Annotated in this window: 16 protein-coding genes; 5 read left to right on the forward strand and 11 right to left on the reverse strand. The window is 42.9% G+C overall.

Annotated features, from left to right (window positions below):
- Positions 1-85: 85 nt before the first annotated feature.
- From ABIB39_RS14965 to ABIB39_RS15000, 8 genes are all read right to left on the reverse strand, one after another.
- Positions 86-1,279, reverse strand: a complete 1,194-nt coding sequence (locus ABIB39_RS14965) for an SGNH/GDSL hydrolase family protein (RefSeq protein ID WP_354430969.1) — start codon at positions 1,277-1,279, stop codon at positions 86-88.
- Between the two features lie 94 nt (positions 1,280-1,373).
- Complete coding sequence (locus ABIB39_RS14970) at positions 1,374-2,603, reverse strand: DUF4998 domain-containing protein (RefSeq protein ID WP_354430970.1); 1,230 nt, start codon at positions 2,601-2,603, stop codon at positions 1,374-1,376.
- Between the two features lie 29 nt (positions 2,604-2,632).
- Positions 2,633-3,877, reverse strand: a complete 1,245-nt coding sequence (locus ABIB39_RS14975) for a DUF5000 domain-containing lipoprotein (RefSeq protein WP_354430971.1) — start codon at positions 3,875-3,877, stop codon at positions 2,633-2,635.
- Positions 3,878-3,919: 42 nt separating this feature from the next.
- Entirely contained in the window at positions 3,920-5,830 is a 1,911-nt protein-coding gene (locus ABIB39_RS14980; RefSeq protein ID WP_354430972.1) for a RagB/SusD family nutrient uptake outer membrane protein, read from the reverse strand.
- Positions 5,831-5,859: 29 nt separating this feature from the next.
- The gene (locus ABIB39_RS14985) at positions 5,860-9,120 is read right to left on the reverse strand and encodes a SusC/RagA family TonB-linked outer membrane protein (RefSeq protein WP_354430973.1); all 3,261 of its coding nucleotides are present in this window, start codon (positions 9,118-9,120) and stop codon (positions 5,860-5,862) included.
- Between the two features lie 610 nt (positions 9,121-9,730).
- The gene (locus ABIB39_RS14990) at positions 9,731-11,383 is read right to left on the reverse strand and encodes a sodium:solute symporter (RefSeq protein ID WP_354430974.1); all 1,653 of its coding nucleotides are present in this window, start codon (positions 11,381-11,383) and stop codon (positions 9,731-9,733) included.
- An 18-nt stretch (positions 11,384-11,401) separates the two neighbouring features.
- Positions 11,402-12,634, reverse strand: a complete 1,233-nt coding sequence (locus tag ABIB39_RS14995) for an enolase C-terminal domain-like protein (RefSeq protein WP_354430975.1) — start codon at positions 12,632-12,634, stop codon at positions 11,402-11,404.
- Positions 12,634-13,464 carry an SDR family NAD(P)-dependent oxidoreductase gene (locus ABIB39_RS15000; RefSeq protein ID WP_354430976.1) on the reverse strand — a complete coding sequence of 277 codons (831 nt, stop codon included), beginning with the start codon at positions 13,462-13,464 and terminating at the stop codon, positions 12,634-12,636. The genes ABIB39_RS14995 and ABIB39_RS15000 overlap by 1 nt, the downstream gene beginning before the upstream one ends.
- Before the next feature lie 340 nt (positions 13,465-13,804).
- Here ABIB39_RS15000 and ABIB39_RS15005 point away from each other — a divergent pair, with 340 nt between their 5' ends.
- Entirely contained in the window at positions 13,805-14,713 is a 909-nt protein-coding gene (locus ABIB39_RS15005; protein ID WP_354430977.1) for an AraC family transcriptional regulator, read from the forward strand.
- 63 nt (positions 14,714-14,776) lie between these two features.
- Here ABIB39_RS15005 and ABIB39_RS15010 read toward each other — a convergent pair whose 3' ends face one another.
- From ABIB39_RS15010 to ABIB39_RS15020, 3 genes are read right to left on the reverse strand one after another with little or no spacing between them, the layout of a single operon-like run.
- Positions 14,777-15,397 carry a hypothetical protein gene (locus tag ABIB39_RS15010; RefSeq protein ID WP_354430978.1) on the reverse strand — a complete coding sequence of 207 codons (621 nt, stop codon included), beginning with the start codon at positions 15,395-15,397 and terminating at the stop codon, positions 14,777-14,779.
- Between the two features lie 29 nt (positions 15,398-15,426).
- Positions 15,427-16,365 (reverse strand): NHL repeat-containing protein, encoded by a 939-nt coding sequence (locus ABIB39_RS15015; protein WP_354430979.1) that lies wholly within the window; start codon positions 16,363-16,365, stop codon positions 15,427-15,429.
- 27 nt (positions 16,366-16,392) lie between these two features.
- The gene (locus tag ABIB39_RS15020; protein ID WP_354430980.1) at positions 16,393-16,986 is read right to left on the reverse strand and encodes a hypothetical protein; all 594 of its coding nucleotides are present in this window, start codon (positions 16,984-16,986) and stop codon (positions 16,393-16,395) included.
- 454 nt (positions 16,987-17,440) lie between these two features.
- On the opposite strand from ABIB39_RS15020, the gene ABIB39_RS15025 reads away from it, so the two are divergent.
- Genes ABIB39_RS15025 through ABIB39_RS15040 form a run of 4 tightly spaced genes read left to right on the forward strand, consistent with a single transcriptional unit; the run spans position 17,441 to position 26,434 of the window.
- The gene (locus ABIB39_RS15025; RefSeq protein WP_354430981.1) at positions 17,441-17,980 is read left to right on the forward strand and encodes a phage tail protein; all 540 of its coding nucleotides are present in this window, start codon (positions 17,441-17,443) and stop codon (positions 17,978-17,980) included.
- A gap of 43 nt (positions 17,981-18,023) precedes the next feature.
- Positions 18,024-18,944, forward strand: coding sequence for a methionyl-tRNA formyltransferase (locus ABIB39_RS15030; protein ID WP_354430982.1), 921 nt, complete (start codon positions 18,024-18,026; stop codon positions 18,942-18,944).
- 42 nt (positions 18,945-18,986) lie between these two features.
- Complete coding sequence (locus ABIB39_RS15035) at positions 18,987-25,472, forward strand: cadherin-like beta sandwich domain-containing protein (protein ID WP_354430983.1); 6,486 nt, start codon at positions 18,987-18,989, stop codon at positions 25,470-25,472.
- A 29-nt stretch (positions 25,473-25,501) separates the two neighbouring features.
- Positions 25,502-26,434, forward strand: a complete 933-nt coding sequence (locus tag ABIB39_RS15040) for a PorP/SprF family type IX secretion system membrane protein (protein ID WP_354430984.1) — start codon at positions 25,502-25,504, stop codon at positions 26,432-26,434.
- Positions 26,435-26,439: the final 5 nt, after the last annotated feature.

The following is a 26,439-nucleotide window of genomic DNA, read 5'->3' on the forward strand; positions in this document are numbered from 1 at the left end:
TGACGGTTGGTAAATACAAATTGGCTGCATAAAAATATATGCTCGCTTCCTGCTTTAAAATGGATAAAGGCAGCAAATCAATGGACTATTCGTTCCTCAAAAAATAAACAATGCGGCAGGCATTACCCTTGCTTTTTACATTGTGTTTATCAGCGATTTTCAACTGCAAAACATGGCTACCTTTCTTTAGGTTTCCGTCGAATAAAATATACCAGGGCAAATGCAACGCACCGCTCCAGGCGGTGTATAGGTCGATATCTTTAGAGGGGCCGCCATCTATCGAATACGAAATTATCCCGGCATCACCTCCAGACACAATACCCATACCTACCGCGGTTCCAATAAAATTCAGCGAAAGTTCGGCACCTGCCTTTTCTGAGATTAGCATGGGCACATTCACAAAGCCGGGGCGAGTGCTTAGGCCGTCCTTCGGCGTCCAGTTATTATCTATCACCCAATTTTTATCGTACTGCGCATTGCTGATGCCATAGTAATTACCGCGATCGAAGTTGCCGGCATTCAATGGTTTGGGCAGATGTTTTATGCGGCGTTTAATAATGGGCTTATCAGCGCATTTTTGCAGCAGGCTTTTAATATTGGCGAAGTACAGATGTTGCCCAAATGGTGATGGGTGCAGGTCCTTAAAATCTTCGAGCCAATTAAATTCTTTGTTTTGGATCTTGTCATAAACCTCTTTTGCCAGGTTTATAGATGGCAGATTGTAATGGGTGGCTACAAGTTCGTGATTGAATACCTCTACAGGTATTTTGCCTTTTGCATAATCATTGTTTTTATCCGGGTCGGCGAACGATATCATGATGATATCCATCAACGCGTTGCTACGTTTGGCGTGCCTGATAATCCCCTCCAGATCACGAACCTGGGTTAAGCTGTCAGTACCATTTGCGCGGTCATTTACTGCGGCTTCTAAAATTAACAAGTCAACCTTACCCGAATCCAGCACATCGCGCTGCAAGCGAAACGCGTGTGGCAAACTACCTAATGACGGGATCCCGGCGGCAATAAATCTAAATTTTGTTTTAGGATAAGTTTCCTTTAAATAATTGGTTACCGTTTCCCGCCAACCGGGGTTAAAAGTTATCGACCCACCTAAAAAAGCGACTGTTGCCTGCTTTTTTGCTGCCGCAGACAGGAAATATGGGGTACCACCCCTTTTGTTGTAATAATTACGGTAGGGCAACGCTGGTTTAGCTGTTTGCGCATAAGCAGGTATTATAGAAGAGATGAATATAACAATGGAATAAATATACTTCAACATAGCCTGGTTGCCTGGTAGAAACTAATTTAAAGGTTTACAAATAAACCATCCCTTATCGGGATGGCTTACCCGTAATTAAAATATAATTTAAAGTTTATTTAAGTACATCGTTAAAGAACGTCATCTCGCTCATATTGCTGTAATTGCTATCGCCCGTGGTTACGTGTTTAACCCTAACCCGGATGTATCTTACGGCTGGTAAGCCAGCGCCAAAATCAAACTTCATAAGCGCCTGCCCATCATCCGTACGTTTAATATCTTTCAATAAAGTCCAGCCTTTTGCCTGCATTTCTGCCGGCCAGCCGTTATCATTCGGCGACAAATTGGTAGCAGCATTTGTAATATCTGCTATTCCCCAAATTTCAAACTGATCCGGATTGTTACAACAGTTACGGCCGGTTTCTTCGATACTGGTTAAAGCTTTGTAAACCTTGCCCATATCAAAGGTTATTGCGTGTGGCAAACGATGGTCACCATCGCTATGGAAAATATTAGGGTAACCTTGCGGGCCAACAGAACCATCCCATAATTTGCTTACGCTGGTTTGACCTTCGTAAGTACCGGCATCGCCATTAAGCTTATTTTCTTTAAATAGAGATTTTGCACACTGGGTTATCCCGTTGATCTCCGGGAAAGTGCTATAATTTTCTACATAAAAGGTGTCAATAGCACCCCTAACGGGAATGTAACCCGAACGGAAACTTACCGGCTCTCCGGATTTATAATCGGTAATGGTATAAGAGTTGGCATCGGGCGTCAAATTTTTCTCAACCACTACATTGTTTCTATTAGTGTATTTGATAATGGTAGATACATTTAATGATGATGTATCCGGCGCTAAAAAGTTAAGCTTTACATCGCCATTTTCTGATACCGTAAAAGGGTTTGCCGCATCGTAAACACGGTTTAATAAACCGCTTTGATATACAGGGCCATAAACTTTAACGTTATTAATATCTAAAGGGACCGATTTATTGCCTTTTCCATCATATGATATCATCGTAAACGAATAGATATATTCGCTTAGACCCGGTATCACCGTGGTTACCGAATCTGATGTGTTATGGTTGTTTGAGGTAAACACTAACGAATCGGCCTTATTGTTCCAGTAAATAACATATTTACTTACGCTTGGATCGGGGCTTGGGTTCCAAACCAGCGCGGTACGTAAATTACCCGGTTTTGAATGCGGGTTTTGCACCTTACCGGGATAGGTTACTTCCTTATCTCCCAGGAATTTTTTAAACTCCTGGTCCTTTTTCTCACAGGCAATAAAGCTTGCTACAATAAAGGAGAAGAGACAAATACGAAAAAGATTTTTCATAATTTCTTATTTAAATTATTGATCAAATATTATTGCGGTTTTCCAAAAACCGTTACTTCCATTAAGTGAGATACATCACCTTTACCCCAGGTATCGTGAACCAACAGGCGCAGGTATTTTACTGCCGGCGCGCTTGCCGGTACCACAAAATCTACCCCTGCCTGTACAAATTTTTCATCTGCTGCGTTTGTAAAGCCCGGCTGCAGGCCCGATGGTGGGTTTGGATAACGGTAATTGCCCAGGTTAACCCAGTCGCCAACCACGGTACCAACAGGTGCCGATTGTGGCAACACAACATCCTGCGGCGACTCGGCAGTTGAACCCCACCAACTAAAGTTTTTAGGGTTACCGTGAAAAAAAGCGTACTCTAACGGGCGCTCAAAAATTTTAATACGGCTTATTTGGGCGGTTACACCAATACCAAATGTACACTGCATTGGTTTACCTGTACCGGGGGCCGTATGCCAGCCGTTTGAGTAGCCATCTGTTTTACCATCCCATAAATAGGGCAGGTTCCACCCATAGGCTATTTCGCTATCGCTTGCTTTTTGATAAACCGTGAATTTGTTTTTATCAAGTTGCGTTTCAAATAGCGGGGTAATATCCAGCAAAGTTGTGTCGGATATATTACCGTACTTATCGGTTACATAAACTCCAAACTTGCGCGATACCGACGGGAAGCCGCGTACCGAATAATTGATGGTATCCTGGTTGGTGTAATGCTGATCGTTAACCTCGAGCGCCTGGGTTTGATTATCCAACGCTATCAATATCACCCCTATCTCTGTTTTATTAGGGTTAAGCGCCTGAATGTTAACGCCACCAAAATCTGTTGTTAATGAAACTGTTGGTTTTATTAACCTATAAAAAGGCACATCCGGATTAACCGTTACCGTTTGCGGGTCTGATTTTACGTTTGCGCGGCTCACGGTATATAGTGTAACGTCATAACCTTTGTCTGTTGCAAAACCTTCAACCTTAATGGTATCCGTGTAATAGCTCGATTTGGTTTCTCTTGATGTTTTATCGTTTATTTTATACTGTGCCAGCACGTACAAAATATTATCAGAGGTTGGCAAGTCATACGTTATGTATGCGCCACCGTTGTAGTTTTTTACTTGTATGTTAGTAACTACAGCAGGCTTGGTATTATCAGTAGATACCGGCCCGGTGTTATAACCCTCGTTCTTTTTACAGGCCGAAAGCAAACAAACAAAAGCAAACATCTGCAGACTGAACAACGCCTTAGCTGAATATTTATTTATCTTTTTCATAATCAATTTCGTTTATAGATTTTATCCGTCAATCACTAAATCCTACCAGTATGGGTTTTGCACCAAATTATTGTTGATGATCAGGCTTTGGTCTTTTATCGGCCACAGATAATTTCTAACATTAAATATTGCCGAGAACAAAGTACGCGGCTGGTAATAATTTGCCGGTTGCGCTTCATAAAGGTTCCAGCCCTGCATTGGCTGGCTTAATACGTTTTGCAATTCTTTCCAGCGGCGCAGGTCCCAGCCGGATGTTCCTTCGAACATCAGTTCCAACCTTCTTTCCTGGTGTATTATCTGGCGTAAACCGTCTTTGGTACTTACTTTGCCCGCGTTTTTAGAGTAGGTTGTCCATGCCTCAACAACGCCCGGCAAACCTGCTCTTGTACGCACTTTGTCAAGGTAAGTATAGGCTTCGGTAGTTGGGCCGTGTACCTCGTTCGATATCTCTGCGTAAAGCAGGTATAAGCCCGCAAGCCTTATGATAGGCAAACGGTAGCTTATCTCCTGGAAACCATCATCATATACTGACTGGTAATGAACCAATTTTTTAGGCCAGATGCCGGTAATGTTAAGCGTGTTGATATCCTTAGGGCCGGCAAACGATTCGATACCGCGTGCCTCAACATGATAAAGATCGGTTAAGTTTGTTTTACCGTTACCAAACCAGATGCCACCATCAAACCCGAGGCTGGCATAATAGCGTGGCTCGCGGTTAAAGTTTTCTTTTACCGTTGAGTAATTTTGTGCGATGTAAAAACGGCTCGCTTGGTCGCCGGTTTTAATGCTATACCTGCCGGTGTAATCAAAGGTTTTATCTTCACTAATAGGCACCCCTTTGTCAGAGTAAAATAACTCCTGCGTTGCCAGGGGCACAGCGAAGGTAGACGGGTTTGAGAAGATGTTTACAACTCCTTTTTGCGTTAAACGCGGTGTTGCATAACCCTGCCATGAAAATGTTGGGTTTAGCGCCCAGATCAATTCAGAATTAAGTTCCCATCTTTCGGTAACCGCGTTTTGCAGGCTTAGTACTTTGCGTAACGAATCTGGTAACGAGGTTATGGTTGATGGTGGTATAAAGTTATATAACCTTAAACCATTAGCCTCACAAACATCAATGGCTGTTTTAGCAGCTACCAACGCCTTATCCCATTTTGCGGGATCGTAAGTCGAAGGGAAAAGCTTTTCACCGTCTTTATTTTGAGTGCTCAGATAATCAGGGTTGCCATTAAACAATGGGCTTGCAGCGGTAGCCAGCACTTCGGCCTTTACAGATAACGCGATGGTTTGGGTGATGCGGCCAAGTTCCTGTGCCTGGTTTGTAATAACCGGCGGAAGATCCGGCGTAGCTTCGTCCAATAACTGTACAATATAATTAAAGGTAGAATCAACCGGCGAACGTTTAACCTTTATCTCATCGGTAGATGCGGTAATGGCCAAATTATTCTTGATCAGCGGGATAGGGCCGTACATGCGGGCCAGGTAAAAGTGGTAGTAAGCCTTCAGGAATTTCACCTCGGCTATCCATCTTTTCTTTTCGGCGAAAGACAAGTCGACGGGTTTGTCAATATTCTCCAGCATAGTATTACACCTGCGGATAGAACGAAAGATGGCTTTACCGTCTGTTTCACCATCCCAATAGTTAAGCCCCGGCTGCGCACTGTTTTGCGAACCACGGATCAAGTCAAAACCCGTCTCAATAATGGGGTGTTTGGTTAAATTGTTCGGATAGATGATCTCGCCCGAAGTTGTAAAACTTGGATTAGTTGTAGCTTGCGCAAATTGCTGTAGTGTTGCATAACAGGTAAACAGGTAGTTTTCGGCCTCGTTACGGTTCCTGAAAGCGTACTCCAGCGTGCCCGTATTGTTTGGGGCAAGATCGAGGTACTTTTTACAGGATATACCCGATAGTAGCAATACTACCGCGCATATTATCTGTGATATTTTTTTCATATAACTGATATAAAAATTAACGTTCATGATTATAAGTTGACGTTTAAGCCTACGTTAAACACCTTTTGTATTGGGTAGGCAAAGCCATTGCCGCCAATCTCGGGATCCCATAATTTGAACGGGCTCCAGGTGTAGAGATTTAAGCCGTTGAAATAAACGCGAACCTTGTTCATTTTCCATTTTTGAGTTAAACGTGTAGGGATGGTGTAACCAACCTCTACCGATTTTAAGCGTAGGAAGCTACCATCGCGCATCCACCACGTACTGTTTTGTCTGTTGTTTTCTATCTGGTTACCGGTTACGCCTAGCCTTGGGTATTGCGCGTAAAGGTTTTGATTATCAACAGACCAGTGGTCGTCGGCAAACGCTTTTAACAACTGGGTGTTACCGCTTGCGTAGGCGCCATCAGGGCTTTGGATAAACGGACTGGTGCGGCTTGGGTCGATAAAGAAATTAACCTGTGCCTGCCCCTGGAAAAAGGCCGAAAGATCGAAACCTTTGTAACCACTTGATATACCATAACCATAAACAATTTGCGGTATGGTTGGGTAACCTAAAAATGTTTGGTCGGCGCCATCGATCTTACCATCATTATTAAGATCACGGTATTTAATATCACCTCCCTTAGGTGCAACACCGCCCGATGAGAAGATCTGGCTTGGTGAGTTTGCTGCTTCGTTATCATCAACAAATAAGCGCTCGGCAACGTAGCCTATTGAACGGCCAAGCGTTTGGCCGGTTAGGTAACGGTAAGCCTCGGCGTACTGTGGCTCTTCGTATTTTGTGTATTTGCTTGATGAAATGGTTAAGTTACCCCTACCTTGTATAAAACCACTCTTGCCGAATGACCTTTTATAGTCCATCTGCAGATCCAAACCTTTTGTTTGGGCTGCACCAAAGTTAGCGCTGATATCAGCCTCTAACCCCATTGTACTTGGTATAGATGAACGCGTTTGTAATACGTTGGTACGGTTAAACTTGTAAACCTCGGCAACTACGTTTAAATTTTTGAAAAGCGTAAACTCTAATCCTAAGTTTAATTGTTTAGATGTTTCCCAGGTGATATCCGCATTGGGATAGCTGTTAACAACAACCCCCGGGCGGCCGTATCCATTATTAGTACCAAAATAGGCCGGGTTACCACCGTTAAGCGTAACATCCGACAGGTAGAAGAACCGTTGTGAACCGATCTGGTCGTTACCTACCGTACCATAACTTGCCCTAAGTTTTAACCGCGAGACGACGTTGTATAAACCATCGGCCCAGAATTTCTCGTCGGATACGATCCAAGAACCACCAATGGTTGGGAAAAAACCAAACCTGTGTTTTTCAGAGAAACGTTCTGTTCCATTGTAACCGAAGTTAAACTCTAAGAAATAACGGCTCTTGAATGAATATGTAGCACGGCCCGCAAGGGTAAGATTACGATACGGCAGCGACTGAAATAATGTGCCCTGGTTTCCGTAAAGTGTTTGCTGTTGCGTGCCTATTAACGAACTGCTGATGTTATGATCGCCAAGCCTTTTGGTGTAATCAAGCACACCCTGGAAAAACAGGTAAGTGTTGGCCTGGGTGGCATTAGCATCACGGTTGTATGTTAAATATTCGGTAGCCTGGCCGGGCTGCGAGTTTAACCATGATAAGGTATAGGTATTGCTGGGTTTATCGTAAGAACCAATGTTATAATAAAACGGGTTATAGCCCATTGATGATTCAAAGTACGAGAACCTATTGGTGTGAAATAATCCTCTGAAATTTAACCCATTGGTTATCATATCAAGGTTTTGATTTAACTCCAATTGTGCCGACATACGCGATTGTGAAAAGTTTTTATGCCCCCGTAATAAAGCAGCATATGGATTTAAGTAAGCAACAGCGTTTGAGCCGTTACTACCTGCTGCAGGCGAATTACCAAACAAGATATGCTGGGTATTTATGTTGGCATCATCTGCCGGGTACGATGGTGCAAATAGCACAGGGCTTGTATGCATCGCGATGTTATACAAATCGGTAGAGAATGACGCATCTGATGTTAGCGGGCCGTTATATTCGTTAAATGTCCCGGATAACCTCACAACCAATTCTGTCGACTTGGTTAAATTAATATTGATATTAGAACGTAACTGGTAATTACGGAAGTTTACGTTGTTATCATTATTGTTATTAATATCCTGGCGAAGGATGCCATGATCTATATTATATGAACCGGCTACATAATAGCGCGCTACGCCGCCACCACCGCTTACGCTCATGTTAGCGCGCTGGGTGTTGGTGCGGTCTTTGAATAAAGTCTTCAACCAGTCTACCGCGGGGTAAACATATTGGTTGCTTCCCGGTGCGCCGGCAATTGTAGCTTGGGTATTAATAATTTTGTTTTGACTGAATGGCGGCGCACTTAACGGGTCACGTGTGATAGTAGCTTCGTTAAATAAGCGCATGTAAGTAATCGGATCAGCCAGTTCAATATTTTTAACTGATTGAGAAACCGAGTTCTCAACCCTGAAATTGATCTGTGCCTGGCCTACTTTACCTTCTTTAGTAGTTACCAATATAACACCGTTTGCACCCCTTGCACCGTAAAGCGCGGTTGCACTCGCGTCTTTTAAGATCGAGAAGCTGGCAATATCATCAACCTGCAAACGGGCAAGGTCTGATGTGGAAAGCTCCACATTATCTATCAAAATAAGCGGATCTTTTTTGTAACCAAAAGTGGTAACACCACGGATAAAGAAAGAAGAATTATCTAACCCGGGCTGGCCGCTTGGCTGGTAGGCTATAACACCGGCAACCTGCCCTGCTAAAGCATTGGTAAGGTTACTTGCAGGAATTTTTAAATCACTTGGCGTAATGGTGGTAACAGACCCAACAACCGCTTCTTTACGTTGCTTACGGCCATAGGCAGTAATTACAACGTCGGCAAATTCATTCTTGTTGGGGTTAATTATTATGCTGTAGGTACGTTTATCGGCCAATACGGTAAAGGTTGTTTCCTTATAACCTACATAGGTAACCCTAAAAACGGTACCCGGTTCGGCGTCTATAACAAACTTACCGTTAACATCGGTAGCTGTACTAACATTTTTTTTGTTGATGGCAACAAGGTTGGCGCCGACAATGCTGCTGCCTGTTGTGTCGGCTACCGTACCTGTTATAGTCGCTTTTGTTTGCGCGTAAGTTTTGGTGCTAAAAATGGTGCAAAGCATTATAATGCAATACGCCGTGCCCGCAACTTTACTAAGCGCAAATTTTGGTAGCCAAAAACTTTTAATGCGTTCGTAAAATGGTTTCATATATTTTTCCTCATAATTGGTTTTACAGTTGTTTTATCTCTTAAAAATCGGTTCATATATTGTTTAAGTTTCGCCTTGGCAAAACTTAAAATCTCAGCATCAGCAGGGTACATTTTTATTAGTTACTAAACTATTTTGCAACACGGGGCCTGGGGCCCATTAAAAAATTCTGTACAATTCGATGATTTATACGGCCGATTTAAATGCGATATCCGTTAGTAAAAAACAAACTATTTGGGAGCCTCAACGCTTGGTATTGCGCGTGCGGCGAGCATGGACAAGGCGCAATTCTTGCCTGATATTGGTAAAATTGTTTCATAATTATAAGAATTGGTTAATTGGTTCGATAAATTTAAGCCCTTAATAATTCCTTTAAAATGGATTAACCTTTAAAGGTGATGGACAATAATATTATTTATGTATTTATTTTAATTGGTATTACAAAGGAAATGTATCGGCACCAACAATAGATTTACATTATGAGCCAATTGTTAAGTGATATTGGAATAATTGTAACTTTAACAGGTAAAGCTATGATAGTAAGTGATTAAGCAGAAGCATTAGTACTAACAGGGGTAGCAATAACTGATTTGTGATTATGCGAAGAGGCTTATCTGAAAACCCAGAATAATACCACCATAACACTTATTAGTAATACTGATAGGAATTTATAGTTCCCTACTCCACCCCATCCCGGGCTTTGCAGCGATTGGAACGGGGACTTCCAGTAAAGCTTTGAACTTTCGACAGTATAGGTGGCCGGGTAGGCTAATGTGACGCCTATTTGCAGCACGGCACAAAAAACAAACAGGTAAAAAGCCATCATCATAAAAGGGATGTGGCCTATAAAGCTTAACGGCAATAGCTTGCTATAAGCAAATACCAATACACCTGCTGCCGAGCCAATATACAAAGTAACCTGCGCCGATTTTGCTGAAGCCTTCCCCCAAAAAATACCCAACAAAAATACACATGTAATTGGCGGCGCTATGTGGGCTATGATATCATTCAACCCGTTAAAAATACTTTCGTAACTGTTTAATAAAGGAAGTAACATCAGCGATAATATAAATGATAACCCCGCAGCTATCTTACCGGCCTTTACCAGCTTTTCATCAGAGGCTTCCGGCTTATAGCGCCTATAAATATCATAACTGGCCATGGTTGATATGGAGTTTAGCGCTCCCGAGATCTGGCTCATCAATCCGGATAGTAACGCGGCAACCAATACACCTGCCAGCCCTTTTGGGATCAGTTGCAATATCATTAAGGTGTAGACCCCTTTGCTGTTAACTACTTCTTTACCGTTCACCATGGTTTTTAAACTTCCAACATCCAGATGGCCGGTTTGGTACAATGCGTAGGCAAAAAGCCCCGGCATCACAAATATAAATACGGGCAAGATTTTGATAAACCCGCAAAACAAAGGCCCTACCCTTGCGTGGTTCTCATCTTTTGCGCCAAGTACGCGTTGTACAATGGTTTGATCGGCACACCAATACCAGATGCCAAGCACAGGATAGCCTAATAACACGGCATACCAAGGCAATCCGCTTGCATCACCATGGGGGCGCATCATAGATAGTTTATTTAGTTCGTGATGTTTTTCCAATACATCAACCATATTACTCCAGCCACCCATTTTATTGTAGGCAACTACGCTCATGATAACCGCGCCGCTTAACAGCACCACCGTCTGTATAGACTCGGTAACAACAACCGCCTTCAACCCGCCAACCACGGTGTAGATTGTAGTAATAACCGCTATAATGATAACGCTGGTGTACATATTTACGCCAAAGAGGGTTTGCAAAACAATACCACCTGCCAGTAATGAAAAAGAAATATGAATAATAATGGCAGATAATATCGAGATAAAAGCCAGCCAATCGCGGCTTGCCCGGTTGTAGCGCTTTTCCAGAAAATCAGGCAAAGTTGATACGCCCGATTTGATGTAGAAAGGCACAAAAAACAACGCCAACAAAATGAGTGTGAAAGATGCCATCCACTCAAAAGTCCCGTTTAATAAGCCTGTATCAAAACCGCTTTGGGCAAGGCTAACCAAGTGCACACACGATATGTTGGTGGCGAATAGTGCTAAACCGATCATGGGCCATTTAAGGCTTTTACCCGCCAAAAAGTATTCGCTTGCTACATTGGTTTTCTTGTTGGCGTTACGGTGCCTGAGTCCCGTCCACAAGCCGATAGCCAGTATGGCTAAAACATATAAAATACTTACCGTGGCGTCAAAAGAACCTATCATATATGCGATGTAGTAAAATTAGTCTTTTAAAACAATCAGGTCGCAACTGCTGCCTGCTACTTGCGGGGTTTTATAAACACCATTTATAATTTGCGCGGGGTTAACAAAATGCTTTTGCAGATGCGGGATATGCTCCAAAAACAAAGCATCGTGCCCCATGGCAATATGGTTAAACAGTACCAGATGCTGGTGCAGTTGCCCCATATCGCCCACATGTGGTACTACAGGCACGCCAAACTTTTTACACAGCAGGCTCACGGTTATAAACTCACTTACCCCGCCAACGCGCACGGCATCAACCTGCATAAACGAAGCTGAACCCGATTGCAGATAGTTTTTAAAAATGATCTTATTTGGCACATGTTCGCCAAGGGCAAGTTTAACCGGCGCAATAGCTTTTGCTAAAGTAGCATGAGCGTTCACATCATCCGGATGGGTGGGTTCTTCCACCCAGTAAGGGTTCATATCTTTCAGTTTTGTGCAGATAGATATAGCCTGCGGCAGGTTCCACTGCTGGTTGGCGTCAAGCATTACTTTTATATCATCACCTGCTACTTCGCGCACAATATGAGCGCGGCGGATATCCCGCTCAGGATCAACTGAACCTACTTTCAACTTCATGGCAGTAAAACCTTCGGCCAATGCTTTTTTGCAGTTTTCACTAACCAGTTCATCAGGGTAATTAAACCATCCTATCGAAGTATCGTAACCGGGATAACCTTTTTCCAGTATCGGCAACCTACCTTGCTTTAACCCTTGCTGAACGGTTAGCATTTCAATGGCTTGCGCACGGGTTAATTCGTCTTCTAAATACGACAGATCGAGCGTGTTTACAATTTGCTCTGGCGATAAGTCAATCAGCAATTTCCACAATGGCACACCGCGTTTCTTTGCCCAAAGGTCATAACAGGCATTAGTAACCGATGCAAGCGCCAGGTGCACTACACCTTTATGCGGCCCTAACCAACGGAACTGCTGATCATTGGACAACTTCAAAAACAGCTGACCAAAATCAGCCATAGTTTCTTCAATATCCTTACCAACCAATTGTTCGGCATAGTATTCGGCAGCTTTGCAAACCAGGTTATTGCCTTCACCTAATGTGAATGCGAAACCGGTGCCCATTAGGCCGCTATCATCGCGCAGTTGCGTTACGGCGTATGAGTATATTGGGTCGCGGTGTATGGCATCACTGCCCGCGTTACCATCCAGCGGGTAACGTATGTCTGATATTTTTACTTTAGTGATCATTATAATTTAGCGCTATCGTCGACAGGTAAAACCGAACCATTCTTTTTTGAAGAAGGTTCCATATGTTTACGGTAACCCAACTCCGCCCCACCCGATACGGGTAAAATACAGCCTGTAATGAACCGAGCCTGGTCTGACACTAAAAACAAGCAAGCATCGGCCACTACATCACCTTCGGGGCAATATCCTAAGGGGTGAATTTCGTCTAAATAGTTTTCTATACTTGCAACATTGGGTTGCTGATTACTCCAACGCCTAAGCATAGGTGTCCAGACACCTGCGGGTGCAACCGCGTTAACCCGGATGCCATACTGTGCGTAATCTAAAGCCATTGATTTGGTGAGCGCATTTACCGCTCCCTTTGTTGCAGTATAAGCAGCATGCAGTTCCTGCCCTATATTACCAACAAGGCTACCTGTATTCAGGATAGTGCCTTTGCTTTTTTTTAACGCAGCTATGCCAAATTTTGTAGTGTGGTAAATGCCCTTAACATTTACGTTGAATACTTTATCCCACTCCTCATCGGTAGTATCGCATACCGTTTTAGACGGACTGGACACCCCCGCGTTATTGTGTATGATGTCTATCTTGCCAAAATGCGCGATGGTTTCTTCAATGGCCTTTTTTACATCATTAGCGTTAGAAACATCGCACAAAATATAGTGGATATTGTCGTTAAAAAACTGCATGCGGCATTGATGCATGCTATGCTCTTTATGGGTTATGATGCTTACTCGCGCACCGGCTTTGTGGTAGGCTTTGGCGCATTCGTAACCAATACCCTCTGTTCCGCCGGTTAAAAAAATTACTTTATCTGTTAATAATTGCATAAGTGGTTATTACAGGCAATATTATATTGCGGCTTGTGCTACAATATGGTTGCTTAATTTATATGTTTTTGTAAACGTATTTACGGTTTGCTAATCGGCTTTGTACACCTCTTAGGGTTACAATTGGTTTTATTTAATACGCTCATCAAATTTACTTTCCGGGCAAAAGCCGTCTAATAGCAAATCCATTTATTTTAATGGATAATCCTATCAATTTTGGTTTCCGGCAATAATTATTTGTAAAAACCATTCTTCTATCTCAAATAAAGCTAATTTCAGCCTTAGCAATTTGCAAAATTGCATACCTAATGGAATATTCTATTAATTACTGAGATAAATTATGGGCAGCTCTTTTAAACGGAAAGATGGGTTCGATGGCGAAAAACTGATCAGTATCCCCCAAAAGGTTTTAACAGATTACGTTAAAAAATACCCCGCCCTGTTTAATATTTACATTACCCATATTGGTTATTTCCCTAAGGCATCATACCACTATAAAGAACGCCGAAAGGGTTGTGATGATAACATCCTGATATATTGCCTTAAGGGCAAGGGATATTATATGATAGACAAGAAGAAGTTTGAGGTTACCCCAAACCAATTTTTCCTACTCCCTGCCACCGATGCCTATATGCGTTACTGGGCCGATGAGGAAGACCCCTGGACGATATATTGGGTGCATTTTACCGGCAATGATATTGCCAACTTCAATTCATCATTAAACCTTAATATTTTGAAAGGCCCGGTGCAAATCCCGTTCAATAACAAGGCGCTGGAGATCTGGCAAAACATTTATCAAAACCTGGAGATGGGTTACAGTATCGAAAATTTGTGCAACGCCAGTTTTTGCCTCTATAATTTAATAGCTACCTTTCTATTTCCTGATAAGCATGTAGTAAGCGAGCAGGTTGATGAAGCAGATATTATTACGGCTACCATCATCAATATGAAAAACAACATTGAGAAAAAGATGACAGTTGATGATATGGCCGGGCAGCACAGGCTCTCCAGTTCGCACTTCTCCAGTTTGTTCCGTAAAGCTACCGGCATGCCCCCTATCGATTATTTTATCCACCTAAAAATGCAGAAAGCCTGCCAGTTTCTTTACGCCAACGAGGCCAAAATAAAAACCATCGCCATGGACCTTGGCTACGAGGACCCTTACTACTTTTCGCGGGTGTTTAAGAAATACATGGGCATGTCGCCCGAGCAATATAAGCTTACTACCAATGTAAGGTCGCAGGTTTAAAATAGAAGAGGCGGGGAAGTTTGCACTCCCCCGCCTTTTAAACTTCTAACCGACAATGTTTCTTTAGAAAGTATATTTGACACCCAAACCGCCATTATCCGCAGCAAAACCGCTACTGCCGTTTAAAAAGTAAAGTGGTTGCCAATCGGCACTGATAGCTATGGGTGCGCCTTTAATTTTGTATTCCAATCCTAACACACCTGCCACTGCAAACGTTGTGCTCGAGCCGTTATCTAACGAATAGTAACCCACATATGCTCCTCCACCGCCGTACCAACGTAAACCCGGCGCACCTGAAATTTTACCATGGTACTCATATAGGCCGGTGAAGTTAAACTCCTTGCCAAAGCCATCGTTGTCGCGGTATTGGATAATGCCCTCCAGCGCGGCTTTGTCGTTTATGAAATGCTTTGCGGTTAGCGCTATCCCGTACAGGAACTTTACGCCTACAGCCGTCTTGTAATAATCGTCCTCGCGCATAGCAACGGGGCGTTTTGCGGCCGCGGCTTGGGTGGTGGTTACCCTTGTTTCTGTTTTTGCGGGTGCTGTTTCAGTGTAAGTGGTTTTAGTAGCGACGACCGTCTTTTTAGGCTTTGCCTTCGCTTTAGTTTTTTTGCTTTGTGCCGATGCCTGCAGGCTAAGGGCAATAATTAAAATGGATAAAACAGTTGTGATCTTTGTCATGATGTGTTGAGTGATAGTTATGTGTGTGATTAATTTTTGAAGTATAAAACGCGGTTCTGATCCAGATGGGCTACCAGTAAGCCATTCTCCAAAGGGTTAAAGGCAATGCCAAAAACGTTGCTGCCCACGGTTAATTCACTTTTACAACCGCTGTATGTTTCGCCCGATTTTACAAACTTGTCGGGGTCGAGCAGGGTAACTTTACCCGAATTTGGCGAGGATACAGCCAGTACGCCGTACTTTACTGCAATATCAACAGGTTTGTCAATATCGTATGATGCTACCACTTCGCCGTAGTCGCCGTTAGGTTTAAGGGTTATTTTCCAAACCTGGTTTTTATTATAAACGGTTACAAACATGTTATTCCCTATTATAGCAACACCTTTTACTTCTCCAAAATCGCCGGCAATGATCTGCTTTGCACCATTGTTATAAGCATCATTTATCCGCACTACATTGCCTTTGCCATCATTAGCAATAAACAATCGGCCTGCTTCATCAAATGCCATACCGCGTGGGTTGCTAAAGCCACCGGTTATACCATCTCCGGTTATAAGGGTTTTAAACTGGTACTTGGCAGGGCCTATTTTAGCAAAAACCCTTATGCCTGCTGTGGCTTCGGTTTCGGCTATGTAAAGGTTTTCGTTAGCATCAAATATGGCCGCTTCGGCACCTCTGCTTAAAAAGGTTTGGGCCGGTGCCTTTTGAGTTATAAAATCGTCAACACTACTGTATATAGATGTTGTGCCGTATGTACCATAGGTTACAAATCCGTTGAACTCTATTACTGCAACCACACCCGATTTGGATATGGCTACCGCGCAGGGGTGCGTGTAACTAATTATGGCTTTTTGTTCATATGCTACCTTGGCGCAGGCGCTATCGCCTTTGTTGTCCTTTTTACAGGCGGTTAGCATTCCTGATGCTGCCAAAAATAGCAGTGCCAGGGTTAAGGTTGTATTTTTCATGATCGGTATGATAAAAAGGATTGATTTTTACTTTTTTATGCGTAGGAAAATCATATTTGGCCTGCCACCGTCACCTTGTAAAAAAGTTATTTTACCGTAGGTTGGCGCATTACCATTTGACACTGGCACAGTAATTAATTCGCTACCGCTGACGATAAGGATAGAAATATCCGTAATACTTTGGTTTACCTTAATATTATTAGTCTTAATGGTAAGTAGTTCATTAGTCACAAAAACAGGGCGTGGCGGATTGCCAACTATTACCGGAATAAATATCATGGATGAGTTGTACGTTTTACCACTCTTAACCACGCTGAGTGCTGCGGTGCCGTTGTTATACTCGGCCGATTCTGCATTGATGTCGTAATTGGGGATCTCGAGGGTCACATCGTTACCGTTTTGATTAAAGGCAACTTTCAGTTTGCCATCGGCGTAGCTGGCTTTTACATCGGTATTGCTTTCCAGAGATACGGTGCTGTTATCATCCAAAAACAATTGTGCCGAATTGATAAGGCTTCCACTTTGGTCACCGGGTTGGGCATTGCCATCCTTTTTACAGGATGTTAGTGTAGCTGCCAGGAGAAGCACAATAGCGAAGGAAATGTTTTTAAAGGTTTTCATGGTGTTTTACTTTTTAATTAATGCTTTGTATTTTTCATTAATCAAAAGTATCTGCGTGGCGAACACCATTTTTAGCCAATGAGTAACGGGCAAGTACCAAACGAGTGAATGGCCTCTTTAACCGATTGAGCTATTTATTTATTTATACTCAAGTTTGAAAATATTGCTTATAACAACCTAAGCACCATTTATCTTAATATATAATAATATATAACCTTAAAGACAATGAGGGTTTTACCCCTGCCACAAAAAGGAAAAAAAGCTATTTTCACCCTATACTAATCCTAAACTTTAACACATTTTTGTTGTGGAAATATTTGGCGGGTTTTAGTGAAGTGATAGGTGAGTGTTGCGCTGAACGTTTTTACCAAAATATTATTGCGAACTAATTAAATTATTTATATTTACTGCATAATTAACAAAATTTACAACCTAAACCTTATCACTTTAAACTATGGAACCTTTAATGGGAGAAATTAAAATGTTTGCAGGCACCTTCGCACCTAACGGATGGTATTTTTGCGACGGAGCGCTATTGTCAATCGCGCAAAACAGCGCCCTGTTTTCATTATTAGGCATAACTTATGGCGGCGATGGGCAATCAACCTTCCAATTGCCAGATCTTAGGGGCCGTACACCTATTCACTGCGGCAACGGGGCAGGAAGAGGAGTATCACCATACCAACTTGGCCAAATAGGCGGTACCGAAAACGTTACCATATCTGCTCAGCAAATGCCTGCGCATAATCACCTTATAAATACTGTAAGCGCAGTTGCAAAACAATATACACCAAATGGTGGCCTTCTTGCATCTTCGGGTTTTTTTACGGACGGTACTGAAGTAAATACCTATTCTGCCAATGCGGCGGATGGGACTTTAGCCGCTACTGCTGTTGCGGCATCAGGTGGCAACCAACCATTAAATGTAGTGACACCGTACTTAGGTATAAATTATATTATAGCCTGGACAGGGATATATCCTTCAAGACCATAATTACATAAATGAATATTAAGTGTATTGATTTTGACAGGTGCCGATGAAAATTGGCATTGTATCAAATTCAAAAACATGCATACCCCTGCTTTCGTACCTAAGCAGTATAAAAGCAGGGGTTATGTTATACTTTGGCAAATCGGCCCTGGCTGATATCAGCGTGAACGAACTTGCCGGCTTTTGCAGTAGGAATAATATATCCTTCTATGCCGAAGATGATAAACAAGATCTGTACAACTGGCAGCAAATGAACCAACCGGACGTGATCTTTATTACCGGGTACGCTCATAAAATAACCGTTGACGAACTGAGCGGTGTGCCAAAGGGAATATTTAACATACACTTTGGGAAGCTGCCTCAGTATAGAGGGCCATCACCTGTTTTTTGGCAATTAAAGAATAGTGAAGCACAATTAGGATTAACCATACACCAATTGACTAACAAGTTTGATAGCGGAGCGGTTGTTTGGGAGCAAACTATAAAGAACGAAGAATATCATACATATAATTATGTAAACCATGCGTTTGGCCAGTTACAAGTGCAAGGTGTATCGCAATTATTTGCAAGGTTAAATAGTAAACAAACACTTGATTACAAGATACAAGACGAATCTAAAGCCCGGTATTACAAAAGGCCCCAATTGGCCGATGTAATGATAAACTGGGATACGATGGAAGCGAAAGAAATAACAGACTTGATAAAAGCATGCACATCGTGGAATAACGGGGCAAGCACTTTAATAAACGGGTGCGAACTAAAAATTTTAGATGCCGAACACGCTTCAGCAGAGGCTAATAACATACCCGGAACAATTACGATTGCAAACAACAAGTTTAATGTAGCCTGCATTAATAAGCAGGGTTTAAACATAAACTTTTTTTATATAAATAATACTTGTGTACCGGCCCGGCATGCAGGTTTTTATGGTTTAAAAACAGGGCAGGTATTTATAAACAAAATATAGCGGCGTTGCCGGCAACAACAAAAAGACTTTTATCAGTTAATTATGAAAAAACTTTTACGTAATTCTTATTCAAAATTCAGCGCTACCTTGGCGGTGTTAACGAATAATTTATTTACAGGCAAAAAGCTGAGCTTTGTTTTGCCGAGCCTGTTTACTTTGTTGCTCGTAGTAGGGTTTAATCAGCAAAGCCATGCGCAAACCGTGTATTATTTGGGTAGCGACGGTTCAGTTTCTAATGGCACCAATGACGGTATTTACAAGGTTAACCAGGATGGTAGCGGATTAACCAGGGTTTGCAATAGCGTTTCGGCACCGCAAGATATGGCTTTAGATATTCCTAACAACAGGGCATTTGTTTCGAGTTTTACCCCAAATGCAGCCGATGAGCTTACACCCAATGGCATCTACCGAATTGACTTGGGTACAGGCACTAAAACACGGATCGTCGCTACTAATACTTCGTTTAGAGCCGCAAATTTAGTTTACGACCCGGTAAACGATTATTTATATTACACTTCTAACGACGGTAACGGTTCTACTACAGTTGCTACCGATGGACTATACCGTATAAAAGGCGACGGTAGCGGTAATACAACTTTAGCCAGTAGCATTAGCGCAACACCAACATATTTTGGAGTAGATATCCCTAACAGCAAGATATACATCTATGAGTCGGTTACAACTGCTCCCAAACTCATGACGTATAATTTGAGCGGTAACTCTGCGACATTCGCTGGCTCAATCAATATGCCCGTTATTAAGGGGATGGACTATGATCCGGTAAATAACTGGATCTATTACACTGTAGATAATGGCACAACAGCTTTAACAACGGATGATGCGTTATGGAAAATTCACCCTAATGGCACAAACCAGACAAAGGTAATTGGAAACCTTACGGCTAACCCGGGGATTGTGACAGTAGAACGGGTAAATAATATCGCATTCGTTTGGAATTCTACAGTAGGCGACAGGAGAATAGTTAAGGTCGATATAGCTGCGGGTACACAAAGTTCTTTTCCAATTAGCCCGGGGTTCAATGTAAGCAATCAGGTTGCCGCAATAGCTATTCCTGCAGCTTCCAAAGTGGCTACATTAGCTAGTTTTACCATAAACTCCGGTACATTATCACCAGGTTTCTCTTCGGGTACTATAACCTACACAGCTTCGGTAGCCTATAATGTATCCTCAATAAATGTTACACCAACCAGAACAGACAATTTTGCCAGTATAAAAGTTAATGGTGCAACCGCAACCTCAGGAAGTGCTACTGCCATTGCCTTAAACTTCGGGGATAACATCATAACCACCGTGGTAACAGCTGAAGATGGATTAACTACTAAAACGTATACATTAACCGTTAACCGCGCAAAAGCGCCGCAAACTATTACATTTAATGCCTTAGCTGCCAAAACCTATGGCGCTGCTGATTTTGCACCTGGCGCCACAGCAAGCAGCGGCTTGGGTGTTAGCTACAGCAGCGATAATACAAACGTAGCAACCATAGTAAGCGGGCAGATACATATAGTAGGCGCGGGTACTGCCAACATCACCGCGTCACAAGCTGGTGATGGCAACACGTTAGCGGCAAGTAATGTGGTGCAAGCTCTTACTGTAAATAAAGCTTCACAAACCATAACTTTTGCCGGTACAGCCACTAAAACCTACGGCAATACCGATTATGCCCCGGGTGCAACAACCAACAGCGGCCTTACAGTAAGCTACAGCAGCGATAATGCTTCGGTAGCAACTATTGTAAGCAACCAGGTACATATTGTTGGGCAGGGCACAGCAAACATCACGGCTTCGCAAGCCGGTGATGGTAACAGGTTGGCAGCAACGAGTGTTGTACAAAGCCTTACCGTGGGCAAAGCAACAGTTACCGTTACAGCAGCAGCCAAAACTAAAGTTTACGGCGATACCGACCCTGCATTAACCTTTACCGCAACCGGCGTTGTAGGCAGCGATGCCCCGACCGGTGCATTAACGAGAGCAACAGGTACAACTATTGGCGACTATCCTATTAGCCAGGGTTCGCTTACATACGGAAATAATTATAACCTTACGTTTGTAGCCGCTAACCTAACAATAACCAAAAGGCCGTTAACCATTGCACCACTACCGGTTACAAAAGTTTATGGAACCAACGACTTTGCAAACGGGGCGCCTTATTCCTTCAACGGTACATCTATCGCCCCCGGCGAGGGTATGACAGGACTATTCGGAAGGGATAACACTTCTGAAAATGTAGGCGTTTATGCGTTAACAAAAGGGGTTAAACGCCCGGTAAACGTTAACAACGGAGATGATATGTCGGCTAATTATAATATCACTTTTATAACTAATACCTTTACTATAACAGCTAAACCAATTACGGTTTCCGCTACTGCGCAAACCAAAACCTATGGCGCTGCCGACCCGGAACTTACATATAGCAACAGCGGCCTTGCATTTAGCGATACTTTCACAGGCGCGTTAACCAGAAGTGCCGGCGAAAACTTTGGCACTTATGCTATCAGTCAGGGCTCGCTTTTGGCGGGTTCTAATTATACTTTAAGCTTCACTGCAAATAACTTAACCATCGCTAAAAAAATAGTGAATGTTACGGCAAATGCCAAAACGAAAACCTATGGCGATGTTGATCCTGTTTTTGACTACACTGCCGACGCTTTATCATTTAGTGATAGCTTTACAGGTAGCTTAAGCAGAAATGCAGGCGAAACTGCCGGAACTTACGCCATTAACCAGGGTTCGTTAGCATTAAACAGCAACTATACGTTAAATTATACAGGTAACAATTTAACCATCGGTACAAAAACTATAAATGTTACTGCCAATGCAGCTACAAAAACTTATGGCGAAGCCGACCCCGCATTAACATACAATGCCGACGCGTTAGTAAGCGGCGATGCCTTTACCGGTAGCATAACACGTACCGCAGGCGAGTTGGCCGGCTCCTACCCTATCACCCAAGGTTCGTTAGCACTAACCAGCAACTATGCTTTAAACTATACAGGCGCAAACCTAACCATAGATAAACGCGAAGTTACGATCAACGCACTCGCACTAAACGTACCATACGGCGATGCTGATGTTACCATAGGTTACAACATGACCGGTAGTGCGCTTGTTACCGGCGATGTTATAACAGGCGCATTAAGCCGCGCTGCGGGTACCGCAATAGGCACATACGCTGTTACACAAGGTAGTTTAACCGTATCTAACAGCAATAGCTATAACCTTACCTTTAACAGTTCTCCGTATAACATTATAGCAAGGCCTATTACGATATCTTCACCGTTTACAACAAAACTTTACGGAGATGCTGACCCTGCTCTTTCTTACGGCATCACTTCAGGATCATTACTTGCAGGAGATGCACTTAGCGGCGCATTATTGCGCGACGCAGGGGAAAACAGCGGCCCATATGCGGTGCGCCAGGGAACCGTAGCCGTTAACAGCTCAAATTATAATGTAACCTATCAACTGGGGAACTTTGAGATTGACAGGGTGCCGTTAACCATCACAGCTGACAATAAAACAAAATTAGTAAACGCACCAAACCCTACATTTACTTACGCTATTACCGGCTTTAAAAACGGTGACGACGAAAGCGCATTAAACAGCCCGGTAACCTTCTTTAACTTACCGTTATCGAGCGCACCTGCCGGCACTTATTCAATAGATCTATCTAATGTTGGCGCCCAAAATTACGATGTTACGCAACAATCGGGAGTGTTAACAATCAGAGAGGCTTCAGCAAATGCAAACCTTGCAGCGTTATCTGTTGCAGAAGGCGCAATTGCTCCTACTTTCGATGCGGCAACTACAAGCTATTCACTTTCTGTTGGCGCTGATGTTAATCAGGTTAATGTAACAGCAACACTTGCTGATTTAAACGCTAAATTATTCAGGATAAATGGCTTTGGTGCTACATCGGGCGAGCCAAGTAATATATCTGTTTACCCCGGCGATAACGAGATACAGGTATTGGTTACTGCAGAAGATAATTCAACCAGCAACACATACACCATTAATGTAAGCAAACCTTTAGATACTAATTCTAAACTTGCAGGCATATACTTACAATATGACGAGACCTTTAACCAAGTACCAGCCTTTGATCCCGAAGTGCATGCTTATACCGTTAATTTACCTAACGAGGTTACGGGCACGCGCATCATACCATTTACGGCCGCACAGTATGCATTCATTAAAATAAACGGCACCCCTTACGAAGGTTATTATGGCTCGGGGCTACTAATACCCGGTGAGGACAATAATTTCAGTATCGAAGTGTTTGCACAGGACAGGACGGTATCTGAAACTTACACGCTTAACCTTAAACGTGCTATATCTGCCAACAACAAGCTATCGGCTTTAACCATAAGCGCAGGTACACTTTCACCAAGCTTTAATACAGATGTGTTAAGCTATACCACCACTGTTGCGGGTAATGTTACGAGTATAGACGTACAGGGTTTCGTATCGGATACTACAGCAAGGTATAAAGTAAACGGAAACACTCTTCCAAACCGCTACCAACCTTACACAGTAGCACTGGCAGAAGGCCAAAACACGATTACTTTAGAGGTAACTGCTAAAAACGGCGATATAAGGAATTACGCATTAGATGTTACCCGGCTGGCCTTCCCTGATATAAAACTTCAATCATTAGCTATAAATAAAGGCACGTTAGCACCGGCATTTTTACCAAATACCTTAACATACGATGTAACGGTACCTAATACGGAAGAAACACTGGTATTAACACCGGTGGCAGCTGTTAATACAGCCACGGTACAAATCGGCGCCACCACTATAAATGCATCTACCCCTACGGCTACAGTGAACCTGATTGAGGGTTTAAACAATATAGATATTGTAGTAACTGCCGCAGATGGTGTTAGCAAACAAACCTATACTGTTAGGGTAACCCGCGGGTTAAGCGACAATACCAATGCCGACCTTAAAATATCGCCAAAGGCAAACCTTGTTCAAATTTCGGCAACTGTTACCGATGTTTACTATACATACGCAGTTGCGCCGGATGTTAGCAGCATAACACTTACTCCAAAAGCACGTAACTTAAACGCAACGATGCAGGTTAACGGTTTGGCAATAGCAAGTGATTCTACCTCGGCACCAATAACCTTAAATATGGGGCCAACTGTGGTAAATTTAGTGGTAACAGCTCAAAATGGTGTAAACACCAGAACATATCATATAACGGTTAACCGTACTGGATCAAACGTTGCCAACCTGCTTACATTAAAGTTAACACCTACAGCAACATTAACAAAAGGCGCAGCTTCAGCAACTGATGTTAATTATACCACCACGGTTGCCCCTGATGTGACCAGTGTAATGCTAACCTCCGTTTTGCAGGACCTTAACTCGACCATGAAGGTTAACGGAACAAATGTAGCCAGCGGAGCCGCCTCAAATCCAATTGCGTTAAACATTGGGCAAACGGTAATCGATGTTATAGTAACCGCACAGGATGGTGTTACCACAAGGGCCTACCACGTTACAGTAAGCCGCACGGGGTCAAATGTCGCTAACGCAACTCTTATTAGGTTAACGCCTACATCAACACTGGTAAAAGGTGCAGTGTCGTTAACTGATATCAATTACACCTGCACAGTTGCGCCAAATGTAAATACGGTTACCCTAACCTCAATTTTGCAGGATGAGAACTCGACCATGAAGGTAAACGGATCGGCAGTGGCCAACGGGGTAGCTTCGGCACCAATAGCATTAAATATAGGCCAAACAGTTATAAACCTGGTAGTAACCGCACAGGACGGGGTAACAACACGTGCATACCACATAACGGTAAACCGTACGGGCGCAAATATTGCCAATGCGTCTATTTTAAGATTATCGCCTGCATCAACTTTAGTAAAAGGTAATGTATCGTTAACCGAGGTTAATTACAGCAGTACCGTAGCAGTTAATACCGGCAGCGTCACGCTAACCGCCATAGCGCAGGACCTAAATTCGACCATGACTATTAACGGATCACCCGTAGTAAGTGGGTCGCCTTCGGCGCCAATATTATTAAGCACCGGGCAAACAGTTATCGAACTTGTGGTAACAGCGCAGGATGGGGTAACTAAACGTACCTATTTTGTAACAGTTAACAGGCCAACACCTGTGTTGTTAGCTGTTGATAAAACAGACAGTAAAATGTTTACCAATAAACCAACCAATAGTTTTGCACCCACAGGTGATGACGGGGTGGTTGTCCACAAGGGTGTATCGCCAAACGGTGATGGCGCTAACGACTTCCTGTATATCGAGGGAATTAGCGCTTATGCGGGCAACAAATTGTCTATCATGAATACGAGTGGCTCGTTAGTATTCGAGACCAAAGACTACGGTAAAGACGGCAACAACCTGTTTAATGGGCACTCTAACAAAAATGGTACGCAGTTAAAACCGGGTACTTACTACTACGTGTTAGAGTACCAGGTTGAGAAAACAAGCAAACGCAAAACAGGATACATCATACTGAAATTCTAAAAAGCTCTAATAATTTAACAACGATTGGTGTGAAGGCTATTATATTTAGTGCTACTTTAAAACGAATAACATTTATAACGACCATAGGCCTGCTGCTGTTATGCGGCAGCAGGCTAAAGGCCCAGCAGCAGATCTATTCGTACGCGCAGTATGCTGATAACCTTACCCCCATTAATGCCGCTTACTCGATGCTGGACAAAGCAGGATCGGTAAATGTAATGGGCCGCAGGCAGTTTATAGGTATTGATGGTGCCCCAACAAGTTTATTGCTAAGTGGAGTTTTACCAATTGAATCTATATCCGGCGCGGCGGGTATTTATGTATTGAATGACCAGGTAGCAGTAGAAAAGCAACTGGAAATAAACGCATTTTTTGCAAAAAGCATCCAGCTTAGCGGTAATGATTTTTTAGCAGTATCCATTAACGCGGGGATCCGTAACTACGTGGCTAACTATTCAACCCTTGATTCCTTTGATCCGCAATTTAAAGATGACGTGCGTGAAACCAGCCCCAACCTTGGTTTTGGTGTAATGTTTTACAGCGAAAGGTATTACTTAGGTCTTTCGTTACCTGAGCTTACCATACGTAGCCTTGGGACAGCTTCGGTACAACAAGCTAACTATCTTAAAAATCACTTCTACTTTTCGGGAGCGTACCTTTTGGATATGGGCGAGGATATGAAGTTTAAACCATCGGCACTGGTAGCTTATGTTAAGGGTGCCGACCTGCTTACTGATGTTACCGGCACCATTTATCTGAAAGAAACGTTGGGTATTGGCGCGGGTTACCGTACCAATAAAAGGGCTACCGGCATCCTGTCAGTTATAGGCGATACTTACAAAGTAGGTTACTCTTACCAGTTTGGTACATCATCAAACACACTTGGTGGGTTTAACACAGCCATACACGAGGTTAGCCTAAGCTACCGTTTTGGCAAAACAGGCGTTAGGAAATTATTATAAATTAA

It is taken from the genome of Mucilaginibacter sp. UYP27 (assembly GCF_040547175.1).
Classification (GTDB): Bacteria; Bacteroidota; Bacteroidia; order Sphingobacteriales; family Sphingobacteriaceae; genus Mucilaginibacter.